At 42.6% G+C, this 25591-nt stretch carries 22 protein-coding genes; 9 read left to right on the top strand and 13 right to left on the bottom strand.

Annotated elements, in window-relative coordinates:
• Nucleotides 1-7: 7 nt before the first annotated feature.
• The 4 genes from rfbB to rfbC are packed head-to-tail and all read left to right on the top strand — an operon-like array spanning nucleotide 8 to nucleotide 3399.
• A complete protein-coding gene (gene rfbB / locus ACRAD_RS02380) occupies nucleotides 8-1075 on the top strand; it encodes a dTDP-glucose 4,6-dehydratase (RefSeq protein WP_000670932.1) in 1068 nt (355 codons plus the stop codon).
• Between the two features lie 2 nt (nucleotides 1076-1077).
• Nucleotides 1078-1971, top strand: coding sequence for a dTDP-4-dehydrorhamnose reductase (gene rfbD, locus ACRAD_RS02385; RefSeq protein ID WP_000698332.1), 894 nt, complete (start codon nucleotides 1078-1080; stop codon nucleotides 1969-1971).
• The gene (rfbA, locus tag ACRAD_RS02390) at nucleotides 1968-2858 is read left to right on the top strand and encodes a glucose-1-phosphate thymidylyltransferase RfbA (RefSeq protein WP_000054001.1); all 891 of its coding nucleotides are present in this window, start codon (nucleotides 1968-1970) and stop codon (nucleotides 2856-2858) included. Before rfbD ends, rfbA begins: the two co-directional genes overlap by 4 nt.
• Nucleotides 2848-3399: a dTDP-4-dehydrorhamnose 3,5-epimerase gene (gene rfbC / locus ACRAD_RS02395; protein ID WP_001195721.1), complete on the top strand. Its 552-nt coding sequence runs from the start codon at nucleotides 2848-2850 to the stop codon at nucleotides 3397-3399. Before rfbA ends, rfbC begins: the two co-directional genes overlap by 11 nt.
• A 27-nt stretch (nucleotides 3400-3426) precedes the next feature.
• Here rfbC and ACRAD_RS02400 read toward each other — a convergent pair whose 3' ends face one another.
• The 5 genes from ACRAD_RS02400 to ACRAD_RS02420 form a co-directional block, all read right to left on the bottom strand.
• Nucleotides 3427-4446, bottom strand: coding sequence for a glycosyltransferase family 2 protein (locus ACRAD_RS02400; protein WP_000498151.1), 1020 nt, complete (start codon nucleotides 4444-4446; stop codon nucleotides 3427-3429).
• Nucleotides 4447-4483: 37 nt separating this feature from the next.
• Nucleotides 4484-5422, bottom strand: coding sequence for a CgeB family protein (locus ACRAD_RS02405; protein ID WP_001170031.1), 939 nt, complete (start codon nucleotides 5420-5422; stop codon nucleotides 4484-4486).
• Nucleotides 5422-5640 carry a hypothetical protein gene (locus ACRAD_RS02410; protein ID WP_001251491.1) on the bottom strand — a complete coding sequence of 73 codons (219 nt, stop codon included), beginning with the start codon at nucleotides 5638-5640 and terminating at the stop codon, nucleotides 5422-5424. Before ACRAD_RS02410 ends, ACRAD_RS02405 begins: the two co-directional genes overlap by 1 nt.
• Before the next feature lie 138 nt (nucleotides 5641-5778).
• Entirely contained in the window at nucleotides 5779-7557 is a 1779-nt protein-coding gene (gene aspS, locus ACRAD_RS02415) for an aspartate--tRNA ligase (RefSeq protein ID WP_005023407.1), read from the bottom strand.
• 206 nt (nucleotides 7558-7763) lie between these two features.
• Nucleotides 7764-8528 (bottom strand): DUF4184 family protein, encoded by a 765-nt coding sequence (locus ACRAD_RS02420; RefSeq protein ID WP_005023409.1) that lies wholly within the window; start codon nucleotides 8526-8528, stop codon nucleotides 7764-7766.
• Nucleotides 8529-8658: 130 nt separating this feature from the next.
• On the opposite strand from ACRAD_RS02420, the gene znuD reads away from it, so the two are divergent.
• Together znuD and ACRAD_RS02430 are read left to right on the top strand one after the other, a co-directional pair.
• Nucleotides 8659-10758 (top strand): zinc piracy TonB-dependent receptor ZnuD, encoded by a 2100-nt coding sequence (gene znuD, locus ACRAD_RS02425; protein WP_005023410.1) that lies wholly within the window; start codon nucleotides 8659-8661, stop codon nucleotides 10756-10758.
• A gap of 102 nt (nucleotides 10759-10860) precedes the next feature.
• Nucleotides 10861-12324 (top strand): phospholipase D family protein, encoded by a 1464-nt coding sequence (locus ACRAD_RS02430; RefSeq protein WP_005023413.1) that lies wholly within the window; start codon nucleotides 10861-10863, stop codon nucleotides 12322-12324.
• A gap of 52 nt (nucleotides 12325-12376) precedes the next feature.
• On the opposite strand, the gene ACRAD_RS02435 is transcribed toward ACRAD_RS02430, so the two are convergent.
• The gene (locus tag ACRAD_RS02435; protein ID WP_005016416.1) at nucleotides 12377-12823 is read right to left on the bottom strand and encodes a hypothetical protein; all 447 of its coding nucleotides are present in this window, start codon (nucleotides 12821-12823) and stop codon (nucleotides 12377-12379) included.
• 164 nt (nucleotides 12824-12987) lie between these two features.
• Here ACRAD_RS02435 and ACRAD_RS02440 point away from each other — a divergent pair, with 164 nt between their 5' ends.
• The 3 genes from ACRAD_RS02440 (at nucleotide 12988) to ACRAD_RS02450 (ending at nucleotide 15313) form a co-directional block, all read left to right on the top strand.
• Nucleotides 12988-13419: an RcnB family protein gene (locus tag ACRAD_RS02440; protein WP_005023417.1), complete on the top strand. Its 432-nt coding sequence runs from the start codon at nucleotides 12988-12990 to the stop codon at nucleotides 13417-13419.
• 211 nt (nucleotides 13420-13630) lie between these two features.
• The gene (locus ACRAD_RS02445) at nucleotides 13631-14362 is read left to right on the top strand and encodes a Bax inhibitor-1/YccA family protein (RefSeq protein WP_005023419.1); all 732 of its coding nucleotides are present in this window, start codon (nucleotides 13631-13633) and stop codon (nucleotides 14360-14362) included.
• A gap of 147 nt (nucleotides 14363-14509) precedes the next feature.
• Nucleotides 14510-15313: an enoyl-ACP reductase FabI gene (locus ACRAD_RS02450; RefSeq protein ID WP_005023422.1), complete on the top strand. Its 804-nt coding sequence runs from the start codon at nucleotides 14510-14512 to the stop codon at nucleotides 15311-15313.
• Between the two features lie 284 nt (nucleotides 15314-15597).
• Here ACRAD_RS02450 and ACRAD_RS02455 read toward each other — a convergent pair whose 3' ends face one another.
• The 7 genes from ACRAD_RS02455 to ACRAD_RS02485 all read right to left on the bottom strand — a co-directional run bounded on the left by ACRAD_RS02455 (nucleotide 15598) and on the right by ACRAD_RS02485 (nucleotide 25155).
• On the bottom strand, nucleotides 15598-17001 hold the full coding sequence (locus ACRAD_RS02455) for an efflux transporter outer membrane subunit (RefSeq protein ID WP_005023424.1): 1404 nt from the start codon (nucleotides 16999-17001) through the stop codon (nucleotides 15598-15600).
• Nucleotides 17002-17011: 10 nt separating this feature from the next.
• Nucleotides 17012-19000 (bottom strand): MacB family efflux pump subunit, encoded by a 1989-nt coding sequence (locus ACRAD_RS02460; protein ID WP_005023427.1) that lies wholly within the window; start codon nucleotides 18998-19000, stop codon nucleotides 17012-17014.
• A 2-nt stretch (nucleotides 19001-19002) separates the two neighbouring features.
• Nucleotides 19003-20343 (bottom strand): MacA family efflux pump subunit, encoded by a 1341-nt coding sequence (locus ACRAD_RS02465; RefSeq protein ID WP_005023429.1) that lies wholly within the window; start codon nucleotides 20341-20343, stop codon nucleotides 19003-19005.
• A gap of 111 nt (nucleotides 20344-20454) precedes the next feature.
• Nucleotides 20455-21450: a DNA polymerase III subunit delta gene (gene holA / locus ACRAD_RS02470; protein WP_005023431.1), complete on the bottom strand. Its 996-nt coding sequence runs from the start codon at nucleotides 21448-21450 to the stop codon at nucleotides 20455-20457.
• Between the two features lie 19 nt (nucleotides 21451-21469).
• Entirely contained in the window at nucleotides 21470-21985 is a 516-nt protein-coding gene (locus ACRAD_RS02475; protein WP_005023436.1) for an LPS-assembly lipoprotein LptE, read from the bottom strand.
• 27 nt (nucleotides 21986-22012) lie between these two features.
• Nucleotides 22013-24634: a leucine--tRNA ligase gene (gene leuS / locus ACRAD_RS02480; protein WP_005023438.1), complete on the bottom strand. Its 2622-nt coding sequence runs from the start codon at nucleotides 24632-24634 to the stop codon at nucleotides 22013-22015.
• A 116-nt stretch (nucleotides 24635-24750) separates the two neighbouring features.
• Nucleotides 24751-25155 (bottom strand): DUF4124 domain-containing protein, encoded by a 405-nt coding sequence (locus tag ACRAD_RS02485; protein WP_005023440.1) that lies wholly within the window; start codon nucleotides 25153-25155, stop codon nucleotides 24751-24753.
• Between the last annotated feature and the right edge of the window lie 436 nt (nucleotides 25156-25591).

Genomic DNA, 25591 nt, shown 5'->3' on the forward strand with positions numbered 1-25591 from the left:
ATTTATTATGAAGTTCTTGGTTACTGGTGGTGCAGGTTTTATTGGTTCGGCGGTGGTTCGTCATATTGTTCAAAATACTGAACATGAAGTATTAAATGTCGATAAGCTCACTTATGCGGGAAATCTAGAGTCTTTAAGCTCTGTTGCCGATCACCCACGTTATCAGTTTTCTCAGACCGATATTTGTGACCGTACAGCTTTAGATGAATTATTTAAAAGTTTTCAACCTGATGTAGTGATGCATCTTGCTGCTGAATCGCACGTAGATCGTTCAATTTCAGGACCTTATGCTTTTATTGAGACCAACATTATTGGTACATACCAAATGTTGGAAGCAAGCCGTACTTATTGGTTAACCCTTGATGGTTCAAAAAAGGAAACATTCCGCTTCCATCATATTTCAACCGATGAAGTCTATGGTGATTTAGAAGGTACAACCGACCTATTTACCGAAACAACATCGTATTCACCAAGTTCACCATATTCTGCAAGCAAAGCCAGCTCAGACCATTTAGTCCGTGCATGGAACCGTACTTATGGTTTACCGGTGTTGGTGACCAACTGTTCAAATAACTATGGGCCATTTCATTTCCCGGAAAAATTGATTCCGCTTATGATTTTAAATGCTTTGCAAGCCAAGCCACTCCCTGTATATGGCAATGGTCAGCAAATTCGTGACTGGTTATTTGTAGAAGACCATGCACGAGCACTCTTTACTGTTGCAACGCAAGGTGTGGTTGGGGAAACTTATAATATTGGCGGTCACAATGAAAAAGCCAATATCGAAGTTGTTCATGCGATTTGCACATTACTTGAAGAATTGGCACCGAATAAGCCGGAAGGTGTAGCACAGTACAAAGATTTAATTACCTATGTCAAAGATCGCCCAGGTCACGATGTGCGCTATGCAATTGATGCGACAAAAATTAAAAATGACTTAGGCTGGGTTCCGCAAGAATCGTTTGAGACGGGCCTGCGTAAAACCGTTGAATGGTATTTAAGTAATACTGAATGGGTTGCACACGTTCAAAGTGGCGAATATCAGTCTTGGTTAAACAAGCAATATCAAGGATAACTATGAAGATCTTATTGCTTGGAAAAAATGGACAAGTTGGGTGGGAGCTACAGCGAGCGCTTGCTCCTTTGGGCGAGGTAGTTGCATTAGACCGTCATGGTTTAAATGGTCTATCTGGCGATATGACTCAACCATCGGCAATTTTTGACACGATTGTGGCGCTAAAACCCGATGTAGTCGTTAATGCTTCTGCTTATACAGCTGTTGATTTGGCTGAAACTGAGCAGGATTCGGCTGATCTTGTGAATCATCAAACTGTAAAGGCTATAGCCGATGCATGTTTGCAAATTAAAGCTTTATTTGTGCATTACTCTACCGATTATGTTTTTGACGGGGCAGGTGAAACAGCTTTTGTTGAAACAGATGCAATTGCACCATTAAATGTCTATGGTAAAACCAAGGCATTAGGCGAACAGGCAATTGTTGAGAGTGGCTGTCAGCATCTAATTTTCAGAACATCATGGGTCTATGCAAGTAAAGGAAAAAACTTCTTGAAAACGATGTTGAACTTGGCTCAGCAACGTGAAGAGTTGTCGATTATTGATGATCAGATTGGTGCTCCAACTTCTGCTGAGCTAATTGCTGATATTACCGCACATGCTATTCCTCAAGTCGTAGCCGATGTGAGTAAAGCTGGTGTCTATCATTTGGTGGCGAGTGGTGAAACATCATGGTTTGGCTACGCAAGTTATGTATTTGAGCAAGCACGGTCATTAGGACAGGCGCTGATTGTACAAAAGGTTAATCCAATTCCAACAAAGGCTTACCCAACACCAGCAACCAGACCACACAATTCAAGATTGAACAACCAAAAAATACAGCATGTTTTTAAACTCTGTCTACCTAACTGGCAAGATGGTGTAAAGCGAACCATAGTGGAGCTATTAAATAAATGAGTCTCAAACGTAAAGGTATTATTTTAGCGGGTGGTTCAGGTACACGCTTACATCCAATTACCAAAGGTGTATCGAAACAGCTTTTGCCAATTTACGATAAACCAATGGTTTACTATCCATTGTCTGTATTGATGCTTGCCGGTATTCGTGAAGTCTTATTGATTTCGACACCAGAAGATTTACCCCAATATGAAAAACTGCTCGGTGATGGTTCTCAATTTGGTATTGAACTTACTTATAAAGTACAACCTTCTCCAGATGGTTTGGCACAGGCATTTTTAATTGGTGAAGAGTTTATTGGTCAAGATAATGTTTGTTTGATCTTGGGTGACAATATTTACTATGGTCAAAGTTTTGGCAAACAATTAGAAGCTGCGAGTAATCGAGAGCATGGTGCAACAGTATTTGGTTACCATGTGACAGACCCAGAGCGTTTTGGTGTTGTCGAGTTTGACCCAACTGGAAAAGTTCTCAGCATTGAAGAAAAACCATTAAAGCCAAAATCACCTTATGCCGTGACGGGTTTGTACTTCTATGACAATCGTGTTGTAGAGTTTGCTAAACAAGTGAAGCCATCTGCACGTGGCGAACTTGAAATTACTGACATCAATAATGCATATCTGAAAGATGGTTCATTGAATGTGGAGCTTTTAGGGCGAGGGTTTGCATGGTTGGATACGGGCACGCATGAATCGCTTTTAGAAGCAGGTCACTTTATCTATACTGTAGAAAAGCGTCAGTCATTAAAAGTCGCATGTTTAGAGGAAATTGGTTTCAATCAAGGTTGGATTAGCAAAGAGAAACTTTTAGAAAGTGCTGAAGCTTTGAAAAAAACAGAATATGGTCAATATTTGAAAAAAATCTGGGAAGAGTCAAATGCAGGTTGAAACGACTAAAATAGAAGGGCTTTTGATTCTACATCCAAATGTATTTGGTGATGATCGCGGCTGGTTTATGGAAAGCTTTAATCAGCAACGTTTTGCACAAGCACTTGAACAATTAAACTTGCCTGTTCCAACTTTTGTACAAGATAACCATTCATTGTCTCAAAAGAGTGTGTTACGTGGGTTGCATTATCAAAATGCACCTTATGCGCAAGGAAAACTGGTACGTGTTGTACAAGGTCGTGTTTGGGATGTTGCGGTAGATATTCGACCTGACTCAAAAACTTATGGTGAATGGGTTGGTGTTGAACTGAGTGCAGAAAATAAAACCATGTTTTGGATACCGGAAGGTTTTGCTCATGGCTTTATCGCACTTGAAGACAATACCCAGTTTTTGTACAAAACCACCAATTACTACAATAAAGAAAGTGAAGGCGCTATTATTTGGAATGATCCAACACTAGCGATTAACTGGCCTCTTGATGAGGTTGGTGAGGTGTTGGTGAGTGATAAAGATCAGATTGCAGATGCATTTAAAGCATAAAAAAAGAGGAGTTTATCTCCTCTTTTTTTATCGAGGCTGTTTCAATATTATTTTATATGGTGCGACTAAACAGGTTGATAAAATGAACTGAATAAGTAATTTGAGTATGTAAAAAGGGACAACATAAAAAGGTAGAGTCTGTAGTGCAGTGATACTCGTTGGAATAATTCGATCATAATAGCGACGACGAATTGCCAAAGAAGCATTTTTTCTCAATTCTTTAGATAAGCTCTGCTGGTTAATACAGTAAGCCTTTTTGGCTTCTGGATGTGTCTTGGAATAGTCTTTTAAGAATTGAGACATGCTTTGGCGGAGCAAAATCACTTGCCGTCTTACTTCAAAATGATCTTTTTTCTTTTTGGCTTGGGCAATAACACTGGTGTCATGGTAGCGGAAATAATTTAAACACTCATGCGTAAAGAAGATGTCACCTTGCGATACGATTTTTGCCCAAATTTCCCAATCACCAATAAAGCGTAGACTTGGATTAGCTCCACCTACATCGAAATAAGTCTGTTTTTTAAAAATGACACCACTGGCATTTGGAATGGTGTTTTGAGCATTTAAAAATCTTTCGATATATTCGAGACCATTCATTTCAAAATCATTTTCAAATAATTTTGAATCAACTTGATCAGTAAAATCTTTCCATGAACCCGTGACTTCACCTTGTGCATTCATTCGATGAGATTGGCTGTAGGCAAGAACAAGCTTAGGATTTTTTTCAAAATGAGGGACTAATTTTTCCAAAAATTGTAAGTCGGCAACATCATCAGACTCTGCAATCCAGATCAGATCGCCTTTTGCTAGATGCATGCCTTTGTTCCATTGGCAAAATGTTGAGCCTGAATTTTGTTCATTGATGATGCAATGTGAAACTTTCGGATGGCTTTTGTATTTCGCTAAAATTTCGGCACTATGATCGGGTGATAGATCATCTAAAAGAATCACTTCAAATTGCGAATAGCTTTGGTTAAGAATGCTCTCAATTCTGTCTTCTAAATATTGGTCATGGTTATAACTTGGAACAATAACACTAACAAACACGTGAGGGTGGCCTATACAAAATTAAAAAAGCTAAAACTTAAGCTTGAAGCAATAAGTCAACGACGGTCTCTATCCTATTTTTATAAGTATGACTCTGTTGAACTTTATACATGGCTGCTTCAGCGCTGATTATTGGATCTTTTAACTTCAATTGCAATTCTTGCGGATTCTCAAATGAAATAATTTCATTTTTGATATCAAAAGCATAGTTTAGATCTTCAACATACTCGCTTACCAAAATACAACCACAAGCCGGAGCTTCGAAACAACGCATATTCATACCTTGACGAATATTTTTCTTGTTAATGACATTCAAGATGTAACGATGCGTTCTGTAGAGTTCGGCAACTTCAGTCAAAGGAATATTGTGAGGGTGAACAATACTGTTTGATTTGCTGAGTTTATCCCATCCTTTCCCATAGACAGTGAGGGGAAGGGGAATCTGTTCAATGAGCTCTTGTCGATCAGGCGACCATGCGCCTACAAATAAAAGACGATCATCTTTTTGTTCATTGCTAGAAAAGAAGACATTTGGATTATAAGCAAGAGGCAGATAAATGGCATGATTTAGTCCCATTGCTCTCGCATCTTCGATAAAGCTAGAATCGGTAAAGCAATATAAATCAATGACGTCTTTAGATTTTAATAAGCGTTCATCAAAAAAGTCACCAATCCAATGTGCTTTTTTGCATGGAAAGTCTGCCAAAACTTGCAGTAAATGATCATTAAAATAAAAAAGATCGGCAATGAGAATCAAATCTGGCTGAAACGTTTGCAGTTTCTTTTTGAGTAAATTTGCCGTATATATATCTTTGTTTGGTAATAGCTTTTTCAGAAACCGATCGGTGGTATTGTTATGATTTAAGGCAAAGCCTTGGATTTCATAATCAGGGCTTTGATGGGCAGCAGCAAGAATATTTTCGTACCACTGCAAAATACCGCTGCGTTTACCAATGATGAGCAGTTTCTTTTGCATTACTTTTTATCCGCATTACCTTTGAGCACCATATAAATCAGTGCAACAAAGATAAGTAATGCACCGACTAAACTGCTTACACAGAAATAAAGAATACGTTGGTTCGTCGTGAGGTTAAATAATTCATTCGCAAGGATGTAGCGCATGAAAAACCATTGTGCGAGGGAGAATACAATCACGACTAAAGCATGTCGTCGTACATCTGGGCGCATAGCCATAAAGCTGACCTCTAAATTAAAAGCTCCTTATTATGCCACTGACCAGCTTATTCGCAAAGCATAGCTTAGGTAAGTCGAATATATATCTTATTTCTAATAAAAAACCCTGCAATTGCAGGGTTTTTTATTAAAGAGCAATTAAGCTTCTTTCTTTTGTTGTTCACGTAAGCGGATGCCCAAGTCACGAAGCTGGTTTGCTTCAACAGGAGCTGGTGCTTGAGTAAGTGGACATTCAGCAGTTTTCGTTTTAGGGAACGCAATAACATCACGAATTGAAGTCGCGCCAGTCATAAGCATTACTAAACGGTCAAGACCAAATGCCAAACCACCGTGAGGAGGTGCGCCGTAACGAAGTGCATTGAGTAAGAAGCTGAATTTTTCTTCTGCTTCTTCATCAGAAATACCAAGCGCTTCAAAAATCGCTTTTTGCATTTCTAATGTGTAAATACGAAGTGAACCACCACCAACTTCAGTACCGTTCAATACCATGTCGTAAGCAACAGAAAGTGCTTCGCCTGGATTGCTCTTCACGTCTTCTACGCTAGATTTAGGTAATGTGAATGGATGGTGAACAGAAGTCCATTTGCCATCGTCAGTTTCTTCAAACATTGGGAAGTCAACAACCCAAAGTGGAGCCCACTCACAAGTCGCAAGGTTCAAGTCATGACCGATCTTGACACGAAGGGCACCCATTGCATCATTTACAATTTTAGCTTTGTCCGCACCAAAGAATACGATGTCGCCATTTTCAGCGCCTACACGTTTTAATAAATCAAGCACGATTGGCTCAATAAATTTCACGATTGGAGACTGTAAACCTTCGATGCCTTTTTCAAGCTCATTGACTTTAATATACGCCAAACCTTTCGCACCATAGATGCCTACAAATTTAGTGTATTCATCAATTGCACTACGTGGCAATGAACCCGCGCCAGGAACGCGAAGTGCGACAATACGGCCTTTCGGATCTTTTGCAGGACCTGCGAATACCTTGAACTCAACGTCTTGCATTAAATCTGCAACGTCAACGAGTTTCAAGGGAATACGCAAGTCTGGTTTATCAGACGCGTAGTCACGCATTGCCTCGCTATACGGCATACGTTGGAATTTGTCGAATTTGATGCCCAGAAGTTCGTCGAACATCTTAACAGTCATACCTTCCATCAAATCCATGATGTCATCGTCACTCATGAACGATGTTTCAATATCGATTTGAGTAAATTCAGGCTGGCGGTCTGCACGCAAGTCTTCATCACGGAAACATTTTGCAATTTGGTAGTAACGGTCAATACCGCCCACCATCAATAACTGTTTGAATAGCTGTGGAGATTGTGGCAAGGCATAGAAGCTGCCATTTGAAACACGGCTTGGTACCAGGTAATCACGTGCACCTTCAGGCGTTGCACGAGTTAAAATTGGAGTTTCAACATCAAGAAAGCCATTCTCATCAAGATAATTACGGATCAGATTGGTAACTTTAGAACGGAAACGTAAACGGTCCAGCATCTCCGGACGGCGAATGTCTAAAAAGCGGTATTTCAAACGAATTTCTTCAGAGATATTCGTATTTTCATCATTCAACGGGAATGGAGGTGTTTCAGACTGAGCCAAAACTTCAATTTCTTTACCTAATACTTCAATCTGGCCACTGATCATATTGGCATTTTCTGTACCCGCATAGCGGCGACGTACACGACCAGTAATTTTCAATACATATTCAGAACGAGCTTTGTCCGCTGTTGCAAACGCTTCAGGTGTATCTGGGTCAATAACCACTTGAACTAGACCGTCGCGGTCTCGCATATCAAGGAAGATCACACCACCGTGGTCACGGCGACGGTGTACCCAGCCACACAGAGTTACGGTTTGGTCAATTTGAGCTTCGGTTAAAGAACCGCAGTAATGAGTTCGCATCATAGCGTCTAAAATCCAACTATATGGGTTAGTGAAAGCGTATACGTAAACAGCGTACCGCCTTAAGGTAATGGGAGATTATGCCTCTTAGAAGATTCTGTCACAAGAACTAGATCAAAAAACCCTGATAAATTGTGCTTATAGCTTTTAAGAGAAATATCTTGGATCGGTTCTGGTCAGATTAGTAATATTTAAGAGAAAAAATATGACTAATCCATAAGATGTTGCCGATCTATAATTAAAAACAGGATACATCCCAAGCTGAAAATAGCCAGTGAGGCCTGACTGAACTCGTTAATAGATTTACCAGTAAAAAAATAAAGCTCAGATGAGATTAACTCTGGCTTGAAATAGCTCAGGTAGTCATAAACAGACCATGCACCAGCTAGGAATGCCAAACCAAATAATATCCAAAAATAATTTTTAATTTTAGAAGACACTTTCAAGTGCTGCCGATAATGCAGGTAATAACGCCAGGAAAACCAAAACAGAACAGGTAATGCCAATATTGAAGTACCAATCTGCAACACTAGATGGACAGGATAAGTATTACCAAAAAGAGTTATGTCCTGACTTAAAAAATTATAGAAGGCAAAAGTTCTGTAGTCAGCATGAGTTAGCCCGTCCCAAAGGATATGCGTTGCTGTGCCCAGTAAAATGGCAATACTACAGCTTACTAAAAAAATAAGCGCTTGCAGAGGGCTATGAATATTTAGAGGTTTCTGGATACCTAAAAAACGGTATAACGCAGGCCGGTAAATCAGATACCAAACCAGCGTGAAAGCTAGGCCAATCCATAAATTAGGATGCAGTATTGAGGCCCACTGGTGAGTATAACCTGCAGCATCTGCAACAAATAAACGGATCAGGTCAGGCACCATGCAGCCAATGGCTAATGCAGCCAGAGGCAGGCGGTTACCACTAAGTTTTGCTAGTGGTGGCGCCAAAACTGCATGAGAGAGCGTAAAAGGCATGAAAACTGATAAAGACTAAAAATAATGAACCACAGTTTACTTAAAACTTTTTATTAGAATGTTTTTTATTGCAAAAATAGTGAAATGTTATAATATAACATTTTATTAAAAGTACACTTGAGTCAACAAGATGCAGTTTTCTAAGAACTTTCTAACTTTATCGATTATGGCGGTGGTTTCTCCGGTAATTTTTGCTGAAGAAAATAGCTCTGTTCAGCAGCTGGAAACAATACAGGTAACAGCTCATCCGCTGGTACAAAGCGCTGTAGATTACGTGGCGGCAGATAATATTATTGAAAAAGAGCAACTGATCCAGGGCGGTACAACAATTGGTGAAGCTTTAAGTGATCAGGTGGGGGTATATTCCAACCAGTTCGGACCCGGTGCTAGCCGCCCTGTAATTCGCGGGCAGGAGGGGGCACGAGTGAAGGTACTGCAAAATGCCTCAGAAACCATGGATGTCTCCACCTTGTCGCCTGATCATGCTGTTATGGTTGACCCTGCGCTTGCCAAGCAGGTAGAGATCGTGCGTGGGCCATCTACCTTGCTGTATGGTGCCGGTACAGTGGGAGGGCTGGTTAATGTTACAGATAGTAAAATTCCGACACGCATACCTGATAATGGTTATGAAGGTCGTGCAGGGCTGCGTTACAACAGTGGTAATGATGAGAAGCTTGAAACAGCAGGTGTGACATTAGCTTTGGGAGAACAGGTGGCACTTCGGGTTGAAGGGCTAAAACGTGATGCCAACAATTATATTGCGCCAGACTATTATCATGAGCATAGCCACGGCGACCACAGCCATCTGGTAAAAGAACGCAGGGTTGATAATACCTTCGCACAATCCGATACAGCCAGCGTCGGACTTTCCTGGATTCATGATCGCGGGTTTACCGGCCTTTCCTATACGAACCGCCAGGACCAGTATGGTTTACCTGGACATAGTCATGAATATGAAAGCTGTGAAGCCTATTTATCCGGTAGGCCTCATCTACATTGTGGTGATGAACATCATCATGATGAAGAGGGACATGAACACGAGCACAGTCATGAAAAGGATCATGATCATGCCGGTCCTTGGGTTGATTTGAAGTCTGAACGCTATGATTTTAGAACCGAGCTGGATGATCCTTTTGCCGGATTTAAAAAATTACGTGCTCAAGCCAGCTATACCGACTATAAACATGATGAAATTGAAGAGGGTGAAGCAGCTACCACATTTAAAAGTACGGGTTATGATGCGCGTCTGGAAATGGTGCATCAGCCGGTCGCAGCATGGGAAGGCGTCATCGGTACGCAATTTGGTCGTCAGAAGCTGAATATTACTGGTGAAGAATCTTTATTTGCCGGGCCAACCACAACAGATAAGTGGAGCCTGTTTGCTTTAGAACACACCCAGTGGAATGATGTACATTTTGAGCTGGCAGCGCGTTTTGATCAGCAAAAGATTGAGATTGATTCACCACAAAAAAATTATGATGATCATGCCTTTTCTTATTCAGGCGCTGCTAACTGGGAATTCTTGCCTGATTATAAACTGTCACTGGTTGCCTCGCATCAGGAGCGTTTACCTCTGGCTCAGGAACTTTATGCCAAAGGCAAGCATTTGGCCACCAATACCTATGAAATCGGTAATGAGAATCTGAACATAGAAAAATCAAATAACATCGAACTGGGTTTTCATTATGAGGGCGACAAGCTGAATTATCATGTTCATGCTTACCATAACTGGTTTGATGACTATATTTATGCTCAGACACTGGACCGCTTCGAAAACTTCCGCCTGGTTGAATATACACAAGATAAAGCACGTTTTTATGGTGCTGAAGGTGAAGTGTCCTATCAGCTGTCGCCACGCTATAAAGCCAGTCTATTTGGTGATTATGTTCGTGGCAAGATCGAAACAGAAGGTAATGCACCACGGATTCCGGGCGGACGTCTAGGTAGCAAGATTGATGCGGACTTTGGTCATGGTTTCTCTGGTATGGCTGAGTATTACCATGTCTTTACCCAAGACAAAATTGCTGCGTATGAAACTGAAACAGAAGGCTATAATATGGTCAATCTGGGCTTGGCCTATTCGGCACGAGCGACAGATAAAACCGATTACCGCATCTATGTGAAAGCCAATAATCTGCTGGATGAAACGGTTTATAACCACGCTTCTTTCCTTTCAAATATTCCACAGGTTGGCCGTAACTTTACTGTCGGGCTGGATTTTAACTTTTAAATAAAAGGCTTGAGCTATTTAAATAAAAATGGCTCACGAAAAAGCTCTTGAAAAATCAGCTGATAAAACCTAGCCTGAACCGATTGGGTTAGGTTTTATCATATGCGTATCTTTCATCGAATTCATCATAAACTGAACTGGTCAGGCCGCCGTTATATCGCTACGATTATAGCCTTAATGGCTGTAGGGTACTTCGCTTCAGCCATTTATCATATTTATAAACCTCTACCAGAAGGACTGGACTTCGAAGGCCGGTTGCGCCATGCCAATATTAAGTTTCTTGCCGATGAAACCTATATTGATATTCAGGGACGGCAGCAGGCGGACCAGCAGATATTCAATGAAATGCTGAAACTGATTCAGGAAGCCCGCACGACCATTGTGCTGGATATGTTTTTATATAATCCCGAAATTGGTGCCGCCAAGACTACGCACCGTCCTCTCACCCAAGAACTCACCAATGCGCTGATCAGTAAGCGCCGACAAATTCCGGGTATTGATATTACCGTGATTACTGACCCGATAAATTCAGTCTATGGGGGAATTGCGCCTGAACATTACCGACAATTGCGTAAAAGTGGTATTGAGGTTATAGAAACTGACTTAACACCATTGCGGGCTTCTAATCCATTATGGTCAGGTTTCTGGTATATCTGTTGTCAGGGATTAGGGAATAATCCAGAGAAAGGCTGGCTTCCCAACCCGTTCGGGCAGGAAAAGGTAACTTTACGCAGCTATTTGCATCTCATTAATTTTAAAGCCAATCATCGTAAAACACTGGTGGTTGACACTGAAGCTGGCTGGAAAGCACTGGTTACTTCAGCCAATCCGCATGATGGCAGTTCACGTCACTCCAACATTGGACTGGTCGTAACAGGCAATACTGCTATGGATGTGCTGAAAACTGAGCAGGCTGTAGCCGGAATGTCTCAAGGAGAAGCGCCAGTTGTAGTAGTCGGTGAGTTTGAAGAGGATTCAAATTATCCTCAGGTTCAAGTTCTTACAGAAGAAGCAATTTACCGGAAAGCTCTGGATTTAATCAATTCTGCCAAGGCTAATGAACAGATTGATCTGGCCATGTTCTACCTTTCGGAACGGCATATTATTAAGGCATTAATTGCTGCCCATGAGCGGAGGGTAAAATTGCGGATACTACTTGATCCGAATAAAGATGCTTTTGGCCGCCAGAAAAATGGTATACCTAACCGTCAAGTAGCAATGGAGCTGCATCAGGTGGGGATTCCTTTACGCTGGTGTAATACCCAAGGCGAGCAATGTCATAGCAAAATACTGTTGAAACGTGGTGAGAATCAAAGTGAAATAATTGCCGGCTCTGCTAACTTTACTGCAAGAAATTTGAAAAATTATAATCTGGAAACAGATTTAAGAGTAGTTGGTCAGCCGCAAGCACAGGTTTTTGTTGATGCTCAACGCTATTTTGATACAGCTTGGTCTAATCTGAATGGACGGTCTATGAGCGTGCCTTATTCTCAATATGCTGATCACTCAAAATTAAAATACTGGACATATCGTTTTATGGAGTGGAGTGGTATATCCACTTTTTAGAATATTCTAAGAAGGGCAGGAGGTTTATATAATCTCGTGCCCGATAAAATAATCAGTGAGTGGGGGGGATCAACTGATCAAGTTCGGCAGGTGTCAAATTCTCCAGTTCACTCAGGTCAGTTTTAATATGCCACTGACTTTCATCATCCACTGGATTCGGCAAGCGGGCTTCTAGCCAGTCACAAACCACATCAGGCGGAAAATCTACATGATTACATTGAATTACCCAAGCGAGAAAGTCCTTGGCTGCTCCATTCATGTAAGGTGGAGGTGAAACGGGTAAAAACTGTGTGGGCAGGCGTTCATTGGTCGATAGATAATTCAAAACATGGCCCAGTTCCTGTACGGTTTGCCAAGCTAGCGGGTGTTCAATATCGATGTAAAATTTGAACCACCAGGCATGTTCACCATCATTTCCATGTGCTGCAATTCGCTGTTCCTGTACACATGGAACCCTACTGAAAAATTGATAGAGCCGTTCAAAGCTTAAGTCAGACACAGACCTGTTTCCCATAGCAAAACAAAAACGCATCTTAGCATATTTTTGCTTTTACCCGATTTCAGCTAGTTCTTTCAGTTTGGAGCATAAGATTTTTAAAAAATGTTTATTTTTTATTCATGTTTTAGGGCTAAGATAGAAATATATGGATCTGGAGTACTGCCATGCATAACTTATTGCGTCTAGCTGTCCTTGGCAGCCTGTGTCTGGGAATGGCATTATCTGTTTTTGCTGACAGCAGTAACCGCTGGGGAAATTATCGCGGTGTAGAGCGCCCTGTCAAGCCATTGCCTCCGCCACAGTACCGTCCGCCTCATCAAAGACCTCCACAATGGGGCACAGGTCCACATCGGCCTTATCCTCAATATTCTTATCCACAGCAGAGAGGGCCTTATATTGAGTACCGTTATGAGCTACCGAGACACTATGAATACAGTAATCAGCGACAGGTGATCTTGAATAGTCAATTTCCAACTCAGTATCAGGGAAGCCAATATACTATTGATGAGGGAAGTGAGCCGAAATTACCTGCTCCACCAAGAGGTTACCGCTGGGTGCTATCCTCTGGTTACTATCAGCTGGTTCCAGTTCAATAACTGTGTATAAATTCAGAGACCAGTAGTTTTTATGAGTATTAAATAGAGATAAGTAATTCAAGTGCTTATTTTGATAACTTTAATAAAAGATAAATCTATTTATAATGAAATAGCTTAAATTAACAAAAAGAAGCAAGCTCTTCATCGGCACAAAAGAAATTCGGTTTAAAATTTGATTATCTCTAAATTACAATAAATGTTGAGTTCAATTATGCAAAGTAATAACCCTGTATTAACCCGGGTTGAAACCTATAGTGATTTCAACCGGCCTATGACCATCCGTGGCGCAATTCAAAAATCAGTGATGCTGACTGTTGTATCTGCTGTAGTCGGTATTGCGCTGTTCTTTTACTGCGCTATGACTGCCAATGCCAACCTAGCCTATTCAGCAGCCTTGGTCGGTATGTTCGGGGGGCTGATTCTGGCATTGGTGACAACGTTTAAGCCTAATACTGCTCCCACACTGGCCGTTCCTTATGCTTTATTTGAAGGTGCTTTCTTGGGTGGTATTTCTTTTGTATTTCAACTGAAATACCCAGGCGCACCACTTCAGGCCTTACTGGCTACCTTTGTGACTACACTGGTCATGTTTGCCCTGTACCGTATGCAGATTATCCGTGCGACTGAAAAATTTAAAGCAGTGGTGATGTCTGCAACCTTGGCGCTGTGTATTGTCTTCGTCATTCAGCTCATCATGCAGTTTGCCTTTGGCTCGGCCATTCCTTACCTGTTTGAGAGTAACTGGCTAGGTATTGGTTTCGCCGTATTTGTTGCAGTCATTGCTTCATTAAACCTGATTCTGGATTTTGACCTGATTGAGACAGCCGCAGCCCAAGGTGCACCAAAATCCATGGAATGGCTGTGTGGTATTGCCTTGCTGGCTACTCTAGTCTGGATGTATATATCATTCCTGCGTTTGATCGGTCTGTTATCGAATGACTGATCTTCTCTATAAAATTTGCAAAAATTGCCTCATGTATTGAGGCAATTTTTTATAAAAAGAAAAAATATAAAAAAAGGTGCTTTATGCAATTTCACAATTATTCAAGACTTGGCATTATGCAGACAAATTATTTAAAGTGAGAATCCCATGGCACAAGGATTATTGGCAGGTAAACGCTTTTTAATTGCGGGTATTGCGAGTAAGTTATCGATTGCATTTGGTATTGCACAGGCACTGCATCGTGAAGGGGCTGAGCTGGCTTTTACCTATCCGAATGAAAAATTAAAAAAACGTGTGGATGATTTTGCTGAACAGTTCGGTTCTCAACTGGTATTTCCTTGTGATGTGGCGAATGATGCTGAAATCGAAACAGCCTTTACCGAGCTGGCAAAGCACTGGGATGGTCTGGATGGTTTAGTGCATTCAATTGGCTTTGCTCCGGCACATACACTCGATGGCGATTTTACCGAGGTTACAGACCGTGAAGGTTTCGGTATTGCACATGACATTAGTGCTTACAGCCTGATTGCCATGGCACGTGCTGCCAAGCCTTTACTGCAGGCACGTCAGGGCTGTGTACTCACGCTAACCTACCAAGGTTCAGAGCGCGTGATGCCTAACTATAATGTCATGGGTATGGCTAAAGCCTCATTAGAGGCTGGTATTCGTTACTTGGCATCAAGCATGGGTCCTAAAGGTATTCGTGTCAATGCCATTTCTGCCGGTCCAATCCGTACACTGGCAGCTTCCGGAATTAAATCTTTCCGTAAAATGCTAGATGCTAATGAACGTGTTGCGCCATTACGCCGTAATGTCACTATTGAAGAAGTCGGAAATGCGGCTTTATTCCTGTGTTCTCCATGGGCATCTGGTATCACTGGCGAAATCCTGTATGTTGATTCTGGTTTTAATACAGTTGGCATGAGCCAGGCTTTACTAGAAACTGAATAAAAAATATTCACTTAAAAACGGCCATTACAGGCCGTTTTTATTTTTATAGTCCTATTTTCATTAAATCTAAAAAGGGCTAGTCTTAAGTTCTTAAGGGCGTTTATAAAAGTAAGTTTTTCTAGAATCGAACGGGCTGATGAAATAAAAATTTATGGCTAAGTTTAAATACTGAATAATATATAAATACTTGAGAAATTAAAAACTGATTATTAACGAAATTCAAAACAACAGGTATTAAGCAGTAAAAAAGCCCAACAATGAGCTTTTTTAAAGTTTTTCTCTGTTTAAGGAAGCTGTTGAATGGGACTGCCGCCTAAAGCCTGCATTAAGGTAACATAAGCATTATATTGGTTCTGTTTAGCCTGAACCAAGGCAATACGAGCATTACGAGTAGTTTCTTGAGCATCCAGATAGTTGCTTAAAGCCACAGCACCATTGCGATAACGTACCTCATATAAACGTTCAGTCCGTTCCGCCAAAGCCAGATTCTGTTCCTGATAGCGAACCTGTTTATCCAGTTCAGTCCGGGCTGAGAGTGCATTTTCTACATCAGCGAAAGCTTGATAAAGAGTCTGTCGATAGTTCAAGATACTTTTTTCATAATCCAGTTCACTGATAGCTAAATCACGCTTCATATCATTCCACTGCAAAAAAGGCAGGCTTAAATTCGCTCCCAGCGTTAGCGCAGGATTTTGTAAAAGCTGGGTCAGGGAAGTACTGGTTGAACCCAGATTTCCAGTCAGGCTGATTGAAGGATAATAGCTGGCTCGAGTTGCATCTTTGGTTGCCAATGCCTGACGTAAACGTAACTCGGCAGCGCGTAAATCTGGGCGACGCGCTAAAATTTCTGCAGGTAGACCCGCGCCAAGAACAGGCAGGCGGATGACAGGCAAGCGCTGCGGTTCCTGAATATTTAACTGCTGTACCGGAATCTGTAGAAGTATAGCGAGTGCAGTGCGTGTCTCCACCAGCTGTTGTTGTAACTGGCTCAAACTGGCCCGCTGACTTTGTACAGCCTGTTCTGCCTGGGCTACTTCCAGTCCAGATACAGCACCTGCACGGTATTGTACCCGGACCAGATCTAAAAGCTTTTGTGAGCTTTGCAGGTTCTGGTTCTGTACAACCAGGCGCTCATTCAGATAGCCTAACTGCCAGTAAAGATTTGCTGTGTTACCAATCAGACTTTGGGCAGTAGCCTGTAAATCCTCAGCCGTTGCTGCGGCTTCCCAGCGTGCAGCTTCAGTCTGCCGGTCTAAGCGACCAAACAGATCCACTTCATAACTCACTCCACTGCTGAGTGATACCCCCTGCGACTGGTCATCGCCTGAATTCAGATCAATCCGATGTCCTGTCGAGACACCCGCATTTACCCGGGGTAACTCGGCATTACGTGCCAGCTCGGCACGTAAACGCGCCTGACGTAGAGTTAGTCCCGCGACAGCTAAATCTGTGTTGCTGGCTAAAACCTGATTTACCAGAGTGTTTAACTGCTGGTCTCCAAACAGTGTCCACCATTGATCTGCATAAACATTGGCATGAATTTGCTTGCCATTTACCGGGCTGTTCTGAAAGCTGCCCGGAATTTGTATATTTGGCTGCTCATATGGTGTTTTTACCATTGCCGCACAGCCGACCAGAGAACTTGTCAGAAAAAGTGCGGCAGCAAGTTTAGTCAACTGCAAAGACATGAAATTCTCCTTATTCTCTTGAAAGGGCGGCAACAGGATCAAGCTGTGCAGCATTACGTGCCGGTAAAAATCCAAATACAATACCAATCATGCTGGAGCAGACAAAGGCTGCAATCATGGAGGTGGTGGAGTAAGCCATCTGGAAAGACCCGTTAGAGAGCTTGGTAACCAGCTGGCCTAAACCGAGGGAAAGCAAAACGCCCAGAATCCCGCCCAGAATACAGACCAGTATGGCTTCAATCAGGAACTGTTGCAGAATATCACTCTGGCGTGCTCCTACCGCCATCCGTACCCCGATTTCCTGGGTACGTTCGGTGACTGAAACCAGCATAATATTCATAACCCCTATTCCGCCCACGACCAGAGAGATTACTGCAATTGCAGACACCAGCAGGGTCATGGTTTTGGTTGTATTCTCAATGGTTTCGCGGATGCTATCCGAGTTCTGACTATAAACGTCCTGAGCACCATGACGCTGTTCCAGTAAAGATAGAATGGCATTTTCAGCGGCCGAACTGGAATATTCATCTTTTACCCGTACAATAATACTACGTACATTGGACTGACCCAGCATCCGGCTCATTACAGTAGAGTAGGGCAGGTATACATTCAAACTGTCGGAACCAAACATACCGGCATTGGCTTCGACTACACCAATCACTCGACTTGGTACGCTTCCGAGCAAAATGACCTGTCCAATCGGATCGGAACCAACTGCAAACAGGGTCTTTTGAGTATTACTATCAATGACCACATCCTGCGAGCGTTCATTAATAGCAAATTTGTCAAATGCCTGCCCTGCAGTGAAATTTAAACCGCGCACATCAAAGAACTGATCACTGACTCCATTTACAGTAATCGAAGCCTCAGTATCCTTAAAACGGCCAGTGACACTGTTATTGACTGTCGGAGAAACACCCTGGACATAAGGCTGATCTGCTAATGCATCGGCATCAGCCGGAATCAGGGTTTTTACCTGAGAAGAGCGCGAATTATCGCCAAATCCACGACCCTGATAGATGGTAATAGTGTTGGTACCCAGACTGCTGATATTTTCCAAGATCTGTTTTTGTGAACCATTACCGAGTGCTACCACTGACACTACCGAAGCAATCCCGATAATAATACCCAGCATAGTCAGAAAGGTCCGCATCCGATGCGCATTCATGGCCAGTAAGGCCATACGGAATGCTTCACCTAAACGATCCAAGGCCGAGCGCCAAGATGAAATTTTCGCTTGCGGTTCTTTTACTAAGGTTTGTACTGGCTCTAGCGCTGCTTCATTTTCCTGATATTCCGGTATGTTTTGCCGGTCATCAATAATCTGTCCATCACTGATTTCGATAATTCGTGTGGCATTTTTGGCAACATTAATATCGTGTGTTACCAGAATAATCGTATGGCCTTTGGCATTCAGTTCACGCAAAATGCGCATTACTTCTACACCACTATGCTTATCCAGCGCGCCAGTTGGTTCGTCAGCCAAGATGACATCACCGCCATTCATAAGTGCACGGGCAATTGAAACACGCTGCTGCTGTCCGCCAGATAACTGGCTTGGACGGTTTTGGGTCTTATCTCCTAAGCCTAGATCTGTCAGTAACTTCTGTGCACGTTCATGCCGTTCAGTGCTGTCTGCACCTGCATAAATTGCTGGAACTTCTACATTCCCTGCTGCACTCAAATCACCCAGCAGATGGTAGCGCTGAAAAATAAAGCCAAAATACTCACGGCGCAACTGAGCCAGCTCATCTGGTTCCAGTTTGCGGGTTTCTTTACCATTGACCTTGTAACTACCCTGGGTGGGCTTGTCCAGACATCCCAGAATATTCATCAAGGTCGACTTGCCGGAACCGGACTGACCAATAATAGCCACCAGTTCACCTGGATAAATTTTTAGATCAATGCCTTTAAGAATCTGGACAGTGCCTTCACCCGCCGGAAATTCACGAGTGAGCTGGCTGACCTCCAGTAAAGGTTGCTGCTGATTCTGACTCATGCTTACATTCTCATTGGGCCGCCACGGTTACTGCGTTTGGCATTTTCATTCGAGTTATCGGAACCATCTGCAATGATGACCTGATCACCCTGTTTGAGCCCTGCAATAATTTCTGCAGTGACTCGGTTATTCAGACCCACCAGTACCTGTTGTGGACGGCTACTACCATCAGCTTGTAATACCCTGACACTCGAGAGTTTGGCTTTACCTTGTGCCACCAGTTGACGCTGCTCGGCAGTCAGGTTAAGACGTTGCGGGCGGTTCGGGTTTGCAGATTTATTATCAGTATTTCTATCTGGGCGTTTATCACCGCCTGCTGCGCTACTGCCTTCACCACGTGTACGTTGTGGACGGTTGGCAGTTGTAAGGGCAGAAGCCGGTACAGTTAACACGTTATTGGCTTCTGCCAGAATAATGTAGACCTGTGCAGTCATATCAATACGCAGCTTGCCATCTTCATTGGGCACATCAAATAGTGCGTTATAGTACACTGCAGTACTGGATGAGCTTGAAGTATTATTGGTAGTTTCTGAATTGATTGAGGTTGGCGCAGGCTCAACCTGACGCAGGCTGGCATAGTGTTTAGTTTCACTATCACCTAGTGTCGTAAAATAGACTTTTTGGCCAGGCTCTACTTTCATTACATCAGCTTCAGAAATTTCAGCCTTGATAGTCATATTGTCGAGTTTTGCCAGCTTAACAATGGTAGGTGCACTCTGGTTTGCGTTTACGGTCTGACCTTCTTCAGTCACGATCGCAACGACAGTACCATCCATTGGTGCTACAATGCGGGTATAGCCTAAATCTTCACGCGCAGTAGCTAAGGTTAAACGCGACTGTTCAATCTGGGCATTAATTGCTGCAATTTCTGCCTGAGCAGTACGATAACTGGCGAGAGCAGATTCATATTCAGCACGTGAGGTAGCATCCTGTGCGTACATGTTCCGCTGGCGCTGGTACTCAGCTTCAACTTTAGCCAGATTGGCCTGTCTGACCGCCAGCTGCGCCTGCTGGTTTTTGATATTCGCCTCAGCAGTCTTAACTTCATTTTCTTGACGAATCGAATCAATCTGTGCAATCAGCTGGCCTTGCTTTACCTGATCTCCCAGTTTCACATTCATTTTTTTGACCTGACCAGAAACCTGGGCCCCGACATTAACCATTTGAGTCGCTTCCAGGATACCTGTTGCCAGTACCGAATCTTCAATATTGCCGCGTGTGACCTCAGCGGTAATATATTGCGGCTGTTCAGGTTCCGGCTTCAGAAAATACCAGGCAAGGGCTGCAATTATGGCAATACTGACTGCGATGATAATCGCTTTGGTTGGCTTTATTTTTCGCATGATGATTCAGGTTAAGGGAAAAAATTTGTTTAAGTATAAGAATAAAATGAGGATAAATATTGAATTTTTTTAAATATCTGATAATGAGTTACATTTACTCAACTGTTTTAATCAGGCTGAGTATTCAAATAGGCTAACACCGCATAGTTCGGCAATTGCCTGCTGACAGAGATGCTCGGCATTTTCTTCACTCATGCCCTTAATTGCAGCATCAATGTGCAACAGCAAACCCGGCCAGGTTAAAAACTGTCTCGGATTAAGACGGCGTAAAGCCTGCTGGTAACTGGAGATTTTAGTCTTCCAGATGCCCAGTTGCAGTGCATTCTGTGGTTGCTCAAATAACTGCATCAATAGCCGCATTTCACGGCTAATAGTCCAGAGTATTAGGCTCATGGGTTCACCTGAGGCCAGCAGATACTGGAAAATACGGATTGACTGTGCCAGATTGCCAGCTAACAAAGCATCGCTCAGATCATAGGTGCTATAACGTGACTGGTCCTGTAAACAGGCATATAAATGTTCAGTGAGAATTAACCGCTGTTCGGGAAACGTATCACTAACACGCATCAGGCTGTTTTTTGCAGCAAGCAGATTATGTTCATGGTGCTGCATGAGCCACTGCCAGGCTTCCTGATCCAGCTGGATACCTAGCTTTTCTGCCTCAATACTTAAAATCTGCTGGCGTTCCTTAGGATAATTCGCCACTAGTGGCACCACTACACCATTTGCCTCAACTACTTGAAAAAAGGCAGATTTGAGACTGCTACTGTCCTGCTTTGGCATCACCACTAACAGTAGGTTAGACTCATTATGCTGGATATAGTTTTTCAGCTGCTTGAGGGCGCCAGCATCTGGTTTGATATTGCCGTGTACTTCAACGGCAAGATGCTGTGAAAATAATGACAGGCTATTAAGTGCGTTAAAGACATGCTTCCAGTCAGAAACACTGGAAATATCATAACGCTGCCGTTCAGTTTCCTGTACCTGCCATGACTGGCGAAATGCATCAAGCAGGTTCTGTTCCAGTAATGGTTCCTGCCCGTGCAGGATCCACGTACCGCGAGCATCCGTGACACGTTTTAAAGCTTGGAGGTAATCAATTTTCATAAACTGTATTTACAGGCTGTCAGGATACATTCTGTATACGCGGCAAGCGGTTAGAGCTGATCTGGCGACTGATTTGCTGGACAATATCATCAATTAGTAGCCGCTGTAAATAGCCTTCTTCCTGATTATCTGTATTTACAGTTTCCACATCATACTGGTAGCTGCGTGATGCAGTAAGGGTACGTGGTTCGGTGACCGGATTACCCTGATGATCTTCAATCTGGATGGTGACAGTCAGACGCAGTAAAACCTCCGTGAGCTTACCATTAAGCAGTTGGCGTCTTGGTGTATATTCTACTACCCGAAGTACATAAGCATTTGGTGAATTGGTCAGCTGAATGCCTGCGGCAGTCAGATAAATACTTAACTGACTCTGTAGCTCTTCAGCATTTGCAGGCAAGACAAGACTTAATTTTTGATAGGCCAGAGGCATTGCTGTAGGTTCTGTTCCTTTGAGATGAAACCCACAGCCAACCAGGCCTGCACTTAAGCCTAAAGTTAAAACAATTGCTGCTAAACGTTGGGCCAGGTGCATGCCATTTCCCCTTTGCTATATATTTAATTAAACGACCAAGTTAACCAGTTTGTTTGGCACAACAATTTCTTTTTTGGTTGGTCCTGTCAGGAACTGCTGGATATCTGGCAGGGCTTTGGCCTGAGCCAACAGTTCCTCTTTAGAAATATCGACAGCAACTTCAAGTTTGCCACGAAGTTTACCGTTTACTTGTACCACAATAGTCTGCGTATTACGAGCCAATGCAGACTCATCCACAACAGGGAACAGTGCAGCGGTTAAATCACTTCCAAACTTGGCCAGTAATGTCTGACTTAAGTGTGGCGCGAAAGGAGCAAGCAATGTAAGCAGTGCCATGATAGATTCACGTGCAACTGCCACATCATTATCATCTTTTGCCTCAAACCTGTTATTGGCATTCAACAGTTCCATCATTGCCGCAATGGCTGTGTTAAATGCATGACGACGTTCAATATCATCACTAACTTTCTGGATGGTTTCATGTGTTTTACGACGCAAGTCTTGCGCGGCAGCAGACAATGCAGTTTTGTCGATGTTTGATGCATTGTTACCTTTTTCAAGGAAGCCAGTGGCTAAACGCCATACCCGTTTCAGGAAGCGGTTTGCACCTTCAACACCTGCATCCGACCATTCAAGTGACTGATCTGGTGGGGCAGCAAACATCATGAATACACGAGCTGTATCTGCGCCGTACTGGTCAATAATCGCTTGCGGGTCGATACCGTTATTTTTTGACTTGGACATTTTTTCTTGTCCGCCGATAATCACTTCTTGACCATCCCCTGTATATTTTGCAGAAATGATACGGCCTTTCTCATCACGTTCGAGTTCGATATCAGCAGGATTAAACCAAGTTTTCTTACCATTTTCTGCTTCACGATAGAAAGTATCTGCAAGTACCATGCCTTGAGTTAACAAGTTGGTAAATGGCTCATTACCTTGTACAACACCTTCATCACGCATTAACTTGTGGAAGAAACGTGCATAAAGTAAGTGAAGAATCGCGTGTTCAACACCACCAATGTATTGATTGACTGGAAGCCAGTTTTGAGCAGCTTCAGGTTTAACCATACCGCCAGTAAAATCTGGAGATGCATAGCGTGCGTAGTACCAAGATGATTCTACGAATGTGTCCAATGTATCTGTTTCACGGCGTGCATCGCCACCACAGCAAGGACATTTGGTCTCGAAAAACTCAGGCATTTTATTAAGCGGGTTACCTGAGCCATCTGGAACAACATCAGTTGGTAATACAACCGGAAGTTGGTCTTCTGGAACTGTGACTTGACCACAAGTATCACAGTTAATCATTGGAATTGGACAACCCCAGTAACGTTGACGAGAAACACCCCAGTCACGTAAACGGAATTGAACTTTAGAATTTGCTAAGCCTTGTGGCTCTAATTTCGCAAGGAATGCATCAAATGCAGCCTGGAATTCTAAACCATCAAACTCGCCAGAGTTAACAAGTTTACCTTCTTTAGAACCGTACCATTCTTGCCATTCAGTTGCAGAATACTCTGCATCATCAGTGCCCTTGGCATCAATCACTTGCTTAATTGGCAAGTTGAACTTGTTAGCAAATTCAAAGTCACGTTCGTCATGTGCTGGTACAGCCATCACTGCGCCAGAACCGTAAGACATTAATACGTAGTTCGCAATCCAGACAGGAAGCTCTTCGCCAGTTACAGGGTGTTTTGCAAACAAACCTGTTGTCATACCTTTCTTCTCGGCTGTAGCCAAGTCAGCTTCTGCAACTGAACCCATGCGGCATTCTTCAATAAATGCAGCCAATTCAGGGTTATTTTCAGCAGCTTTAAGCGCAAGAGGGTGTTCTGCTGCAACCGCCACGTATGTCACGCCCATAAGCGTGTCAGCACGTGTTGTATAAACAGTTAGGCCGTCAGCATAAATTTCGGTATTGGCAGATGGGAAAGTAATTTCCATACCTGTAGAACGACCGATCCAGTTACGTTGCATGGTCAACACTTGTTGAGGCCAGCCGTCTTTGAGCGTGTCCAGATCGTCTAGTAATTCTTGTGCATAATCCGTAATTCGGAAGTAGTACATTGGAATATCGCGTTTTTCAACCAATGCACCAGAACGCCAGCCGCGGCCATTTTCTACCTGTTCATTGGCCAAAACTGTTTGGTCAACCGGATCCCAGTTTACTGTTGAAAGCTTACGGTAGATCAAACCTTTTTTATAAAGCTGAACGAACAACCATTGTTCCCAGTGATAGTACTCTGGTGTACACGTTGCAAATTCACGATCCCAGTCTACAGACAGGCCGAGTTTTTTTAATTGGTCTCGCATATAAGCGATATTTTCAAATGTCCATTTTGCTGGAGCAACTTTATGTGCAATTGCCGCGTTCTCAGCAGGTAGGCCAAACGCATCCCAACCCATAGGCTGAAGCACGGTTTCACCCTTCAGACGATAAAATCGGCTAATGACATCGCCAATCGTATAATTACGCACATGACCCATATGGAGTTTGCCACTTGGGTAAGGGAACATCGAAAGGATGTAACGGTGCTTACCTTCAACCGTATCGGCAACTTTAAATACTTTACGATTATCCCAGTCTTGTTGGACTTGAGGTTCAATCGCGCTCGCTTGATATTCAGGGTCAATGTGAGTAGTCATAAACGTCTAATGAACAGCAATAAAAATTTTGTGGAAAGCATAGCGCAAAATATACCTAAATGTGAATTTTGCAGATGCTTTCTTTATGAAAAGTTGTACTTTAATCAAAGATTGGCTTAACGAGGCTGCTGATTCACATTTTCTGAAGGAGTTGCCAGTGTTTGAGGGGCAGCAGCAGGAAGGACTGGAATAGCCTGCGTTTGTCCATTTTGCTGAGAATTACTGGATGGTACAGAATTAACTTGTGGCGTCTGCATATTCTGCGGCAATGCGACAGCTTGGCTATCTTGAGTATTAGGCTGGTTTGTATTGAGTGGGGCTGAATTATGCCAGCCATAAGTTTCCACTTTGCCTTTTTTCTTGGCTGTTTTGGGCGGTGGAGTGGTCGTATAGTGAGTTGTCCCTTTACGGTCTACCCATTTATAATATTGCTGTGCTAATAACGGTTGGCTAAGGCCTGCACCCATACTGATAATAATTAGATGTATCAAACTTTTACGCTTTAATGAACTCAATACCATGGCTTTCATCCTTATAAAAATCAGAGAAGGGTTTAGCGTTTCCAAGCAATAGATACTATTAAAATACACCTGTTTAAATAGGTAGTAATTATCAGTGACTAATCTGCCTCATTATATTTAATTTAGAAAGAAGAATATGGGTAATTTTTTATACAGAGAATTATACATATAACTTTTTATATTCAATTTTTTTAAGAGAGCTTAAACTTTTTTTTATAATTAAAATACTGATTCTATTTGTTAAAAAATATATTTATAATTTTTTTAAGAAAATAGTAGAAAAATTGTTCGAACTATTTATTGAGCAAAAAAAGCCAATCTTTCATCTTGACTTTACAGTCTGAAACAAGAAAAATGCTTGCTCAGGTTTTATATGCATCTGTTCGATCACCCTTCGAATAAATGACATGATACGCAATGGGCATTTCCTCTAGCC

Origin of the sequence: Acinetobacter radioresistens DSM 6976 = NBRC 102413 = CIP 103788 (genome assembly GCF_006757745.1) — a bacterium.
Lineage (GTDB): Bacteria > Pseudomonadota > Gammaproteobacteria > Pseudomonadales > Moraxellaceae > Acinetobacter > Acinetobacter radioresistens.

Coding starts and splice junctions, on each gene's coding strand:
- ACRAD_RS02405 (WP_001170031.1), bottom strand. CDS start 5,422: ATGCAAAAGAAACTGCTCATCATTGGTAAACGCAGCGGTATTTTGCAG.
- ACRAD_RS02430 (WP_005023413.1), top strand. CDS start 10,861: ATGCGTATCTTTCATCGAATTCATCATAAACTGAACTGGTCAGGCCGC.
- ACRAD_RS02450 (WP_005023422.1), top strand. CDS start 14,510: ATGGCACAAGGATTATTGGCAGGTAAACGCTTTTTAATTGCGGGTATT.
- holA (WP_005023431.1), bottom strand. CDS start 21,450: ATGAAAATTGATTACCTCCAAGCTTTAAAACGTGTCACGGATGCTCGC.
- ACRAD_RS02420 (WP_005023409.1), bottom strand. CDS start 8,528: ATGCCTTTTACGCTCTCTCATGCAGTTTTGGCGCCACCACTAGCAAAA.
- znuD (WP_005023410.1), top strand. CDS start 8,659: ATGCAGTTTTCTAAGAACTTTCTAACTTTATCGATTATGGCGGTGGTT.
- leuS (WP_005023438.1), bottom strand. CDS start 24,634: ATGACTACTCACATTGACCCTGAATATCAAGCGAGCGCGATTGAACCT.
- ACRAD_RS02440 (WP_005023417.1), top strand. CDS start 12,988: ATGCATAACTTATTGCGTCTAGCTGTCCTTGGCAGCCTGTGTCTGGGA.
- ACRAD_RS02445 (WP_005023419.1), top strand. CDS start 13,631: ATGCAAAGTAATAACCCTGTATTAACCCGGGTTGAAACCTATAGTGAT.
- rfbC (WP_001195721.1), top strand. CDS start 2,848: ATGCAGGTTGAAACGACTAAAATAGAAGGGCTTTTGATTCTACATCCA.
- ACRAD_RS02475 (WP_005023436.1), bottom strand. CDS start 21,985: ATGCACCTGGCCCAACGTTTAGCAGCAATTGTTTTAACTTTAGGCTTA.
- rfbB (WP_000670932.1), top strand. CDS start 8: ATGAAGTTCTTGGTTACTGGTGGTGCAGGTTTTATTGGTTCGGCGGTG.
- aspS (WP_005023407.1), bottom strand. CDS start 7,557: ATGATGCGAACTCATTACTGCGGTTCTTTAACCGAAGCTCAAATTGAC.
- ACRAD_RS02465 (WP_005023429.1), bottom strand. CDS start 20,343: ATGCGAAAAATAAAGCCAACCAAAGCGATTATCATCGCAGTCAGTATT.
- ACRAD_RS02460 (WP_005023427.1), bottom strand. CDS start 19,000: ATGAGTCAGAATCAGCAGCAACCTTTACTGGAGGTCAGCCAGCTCACT.
- rfbA (WP_000054001.1), top strand. CDS start 1,968: ATGAGTCTCAAACGTAAAGGTATTATTTTAGCGGGTGGTTCAGGTACA.
- ACRAD_RS02410 (WP_001251491.1), bottom strand. CDS start 5,640: ATGGCTATGCGCCCAGATGTACGACGACATGCTTTAGTCGTGATTGTA.
- rfbD (WP_000698332.1), top strand. CDS start 1,078: ATGAAGATCTTATTGCTTGGAAAAAATGGACAAGTTGGGTGGGAGCTA.
- ACRAD_RS02455 (WP_005023424.1), bottom strand. CDS start 17,001: ATGTCTTTGCAGTTGACTAAACTTGCTGCCGCACTTTTTCTGACAAGT.
- ACRAD_RS02485 (WP_005023440.1), bottom strand. CDS start 25,155: ATGGTATTGAGTTCATTAAAGCGTAAAAGTTTGATACATCTAATTATT.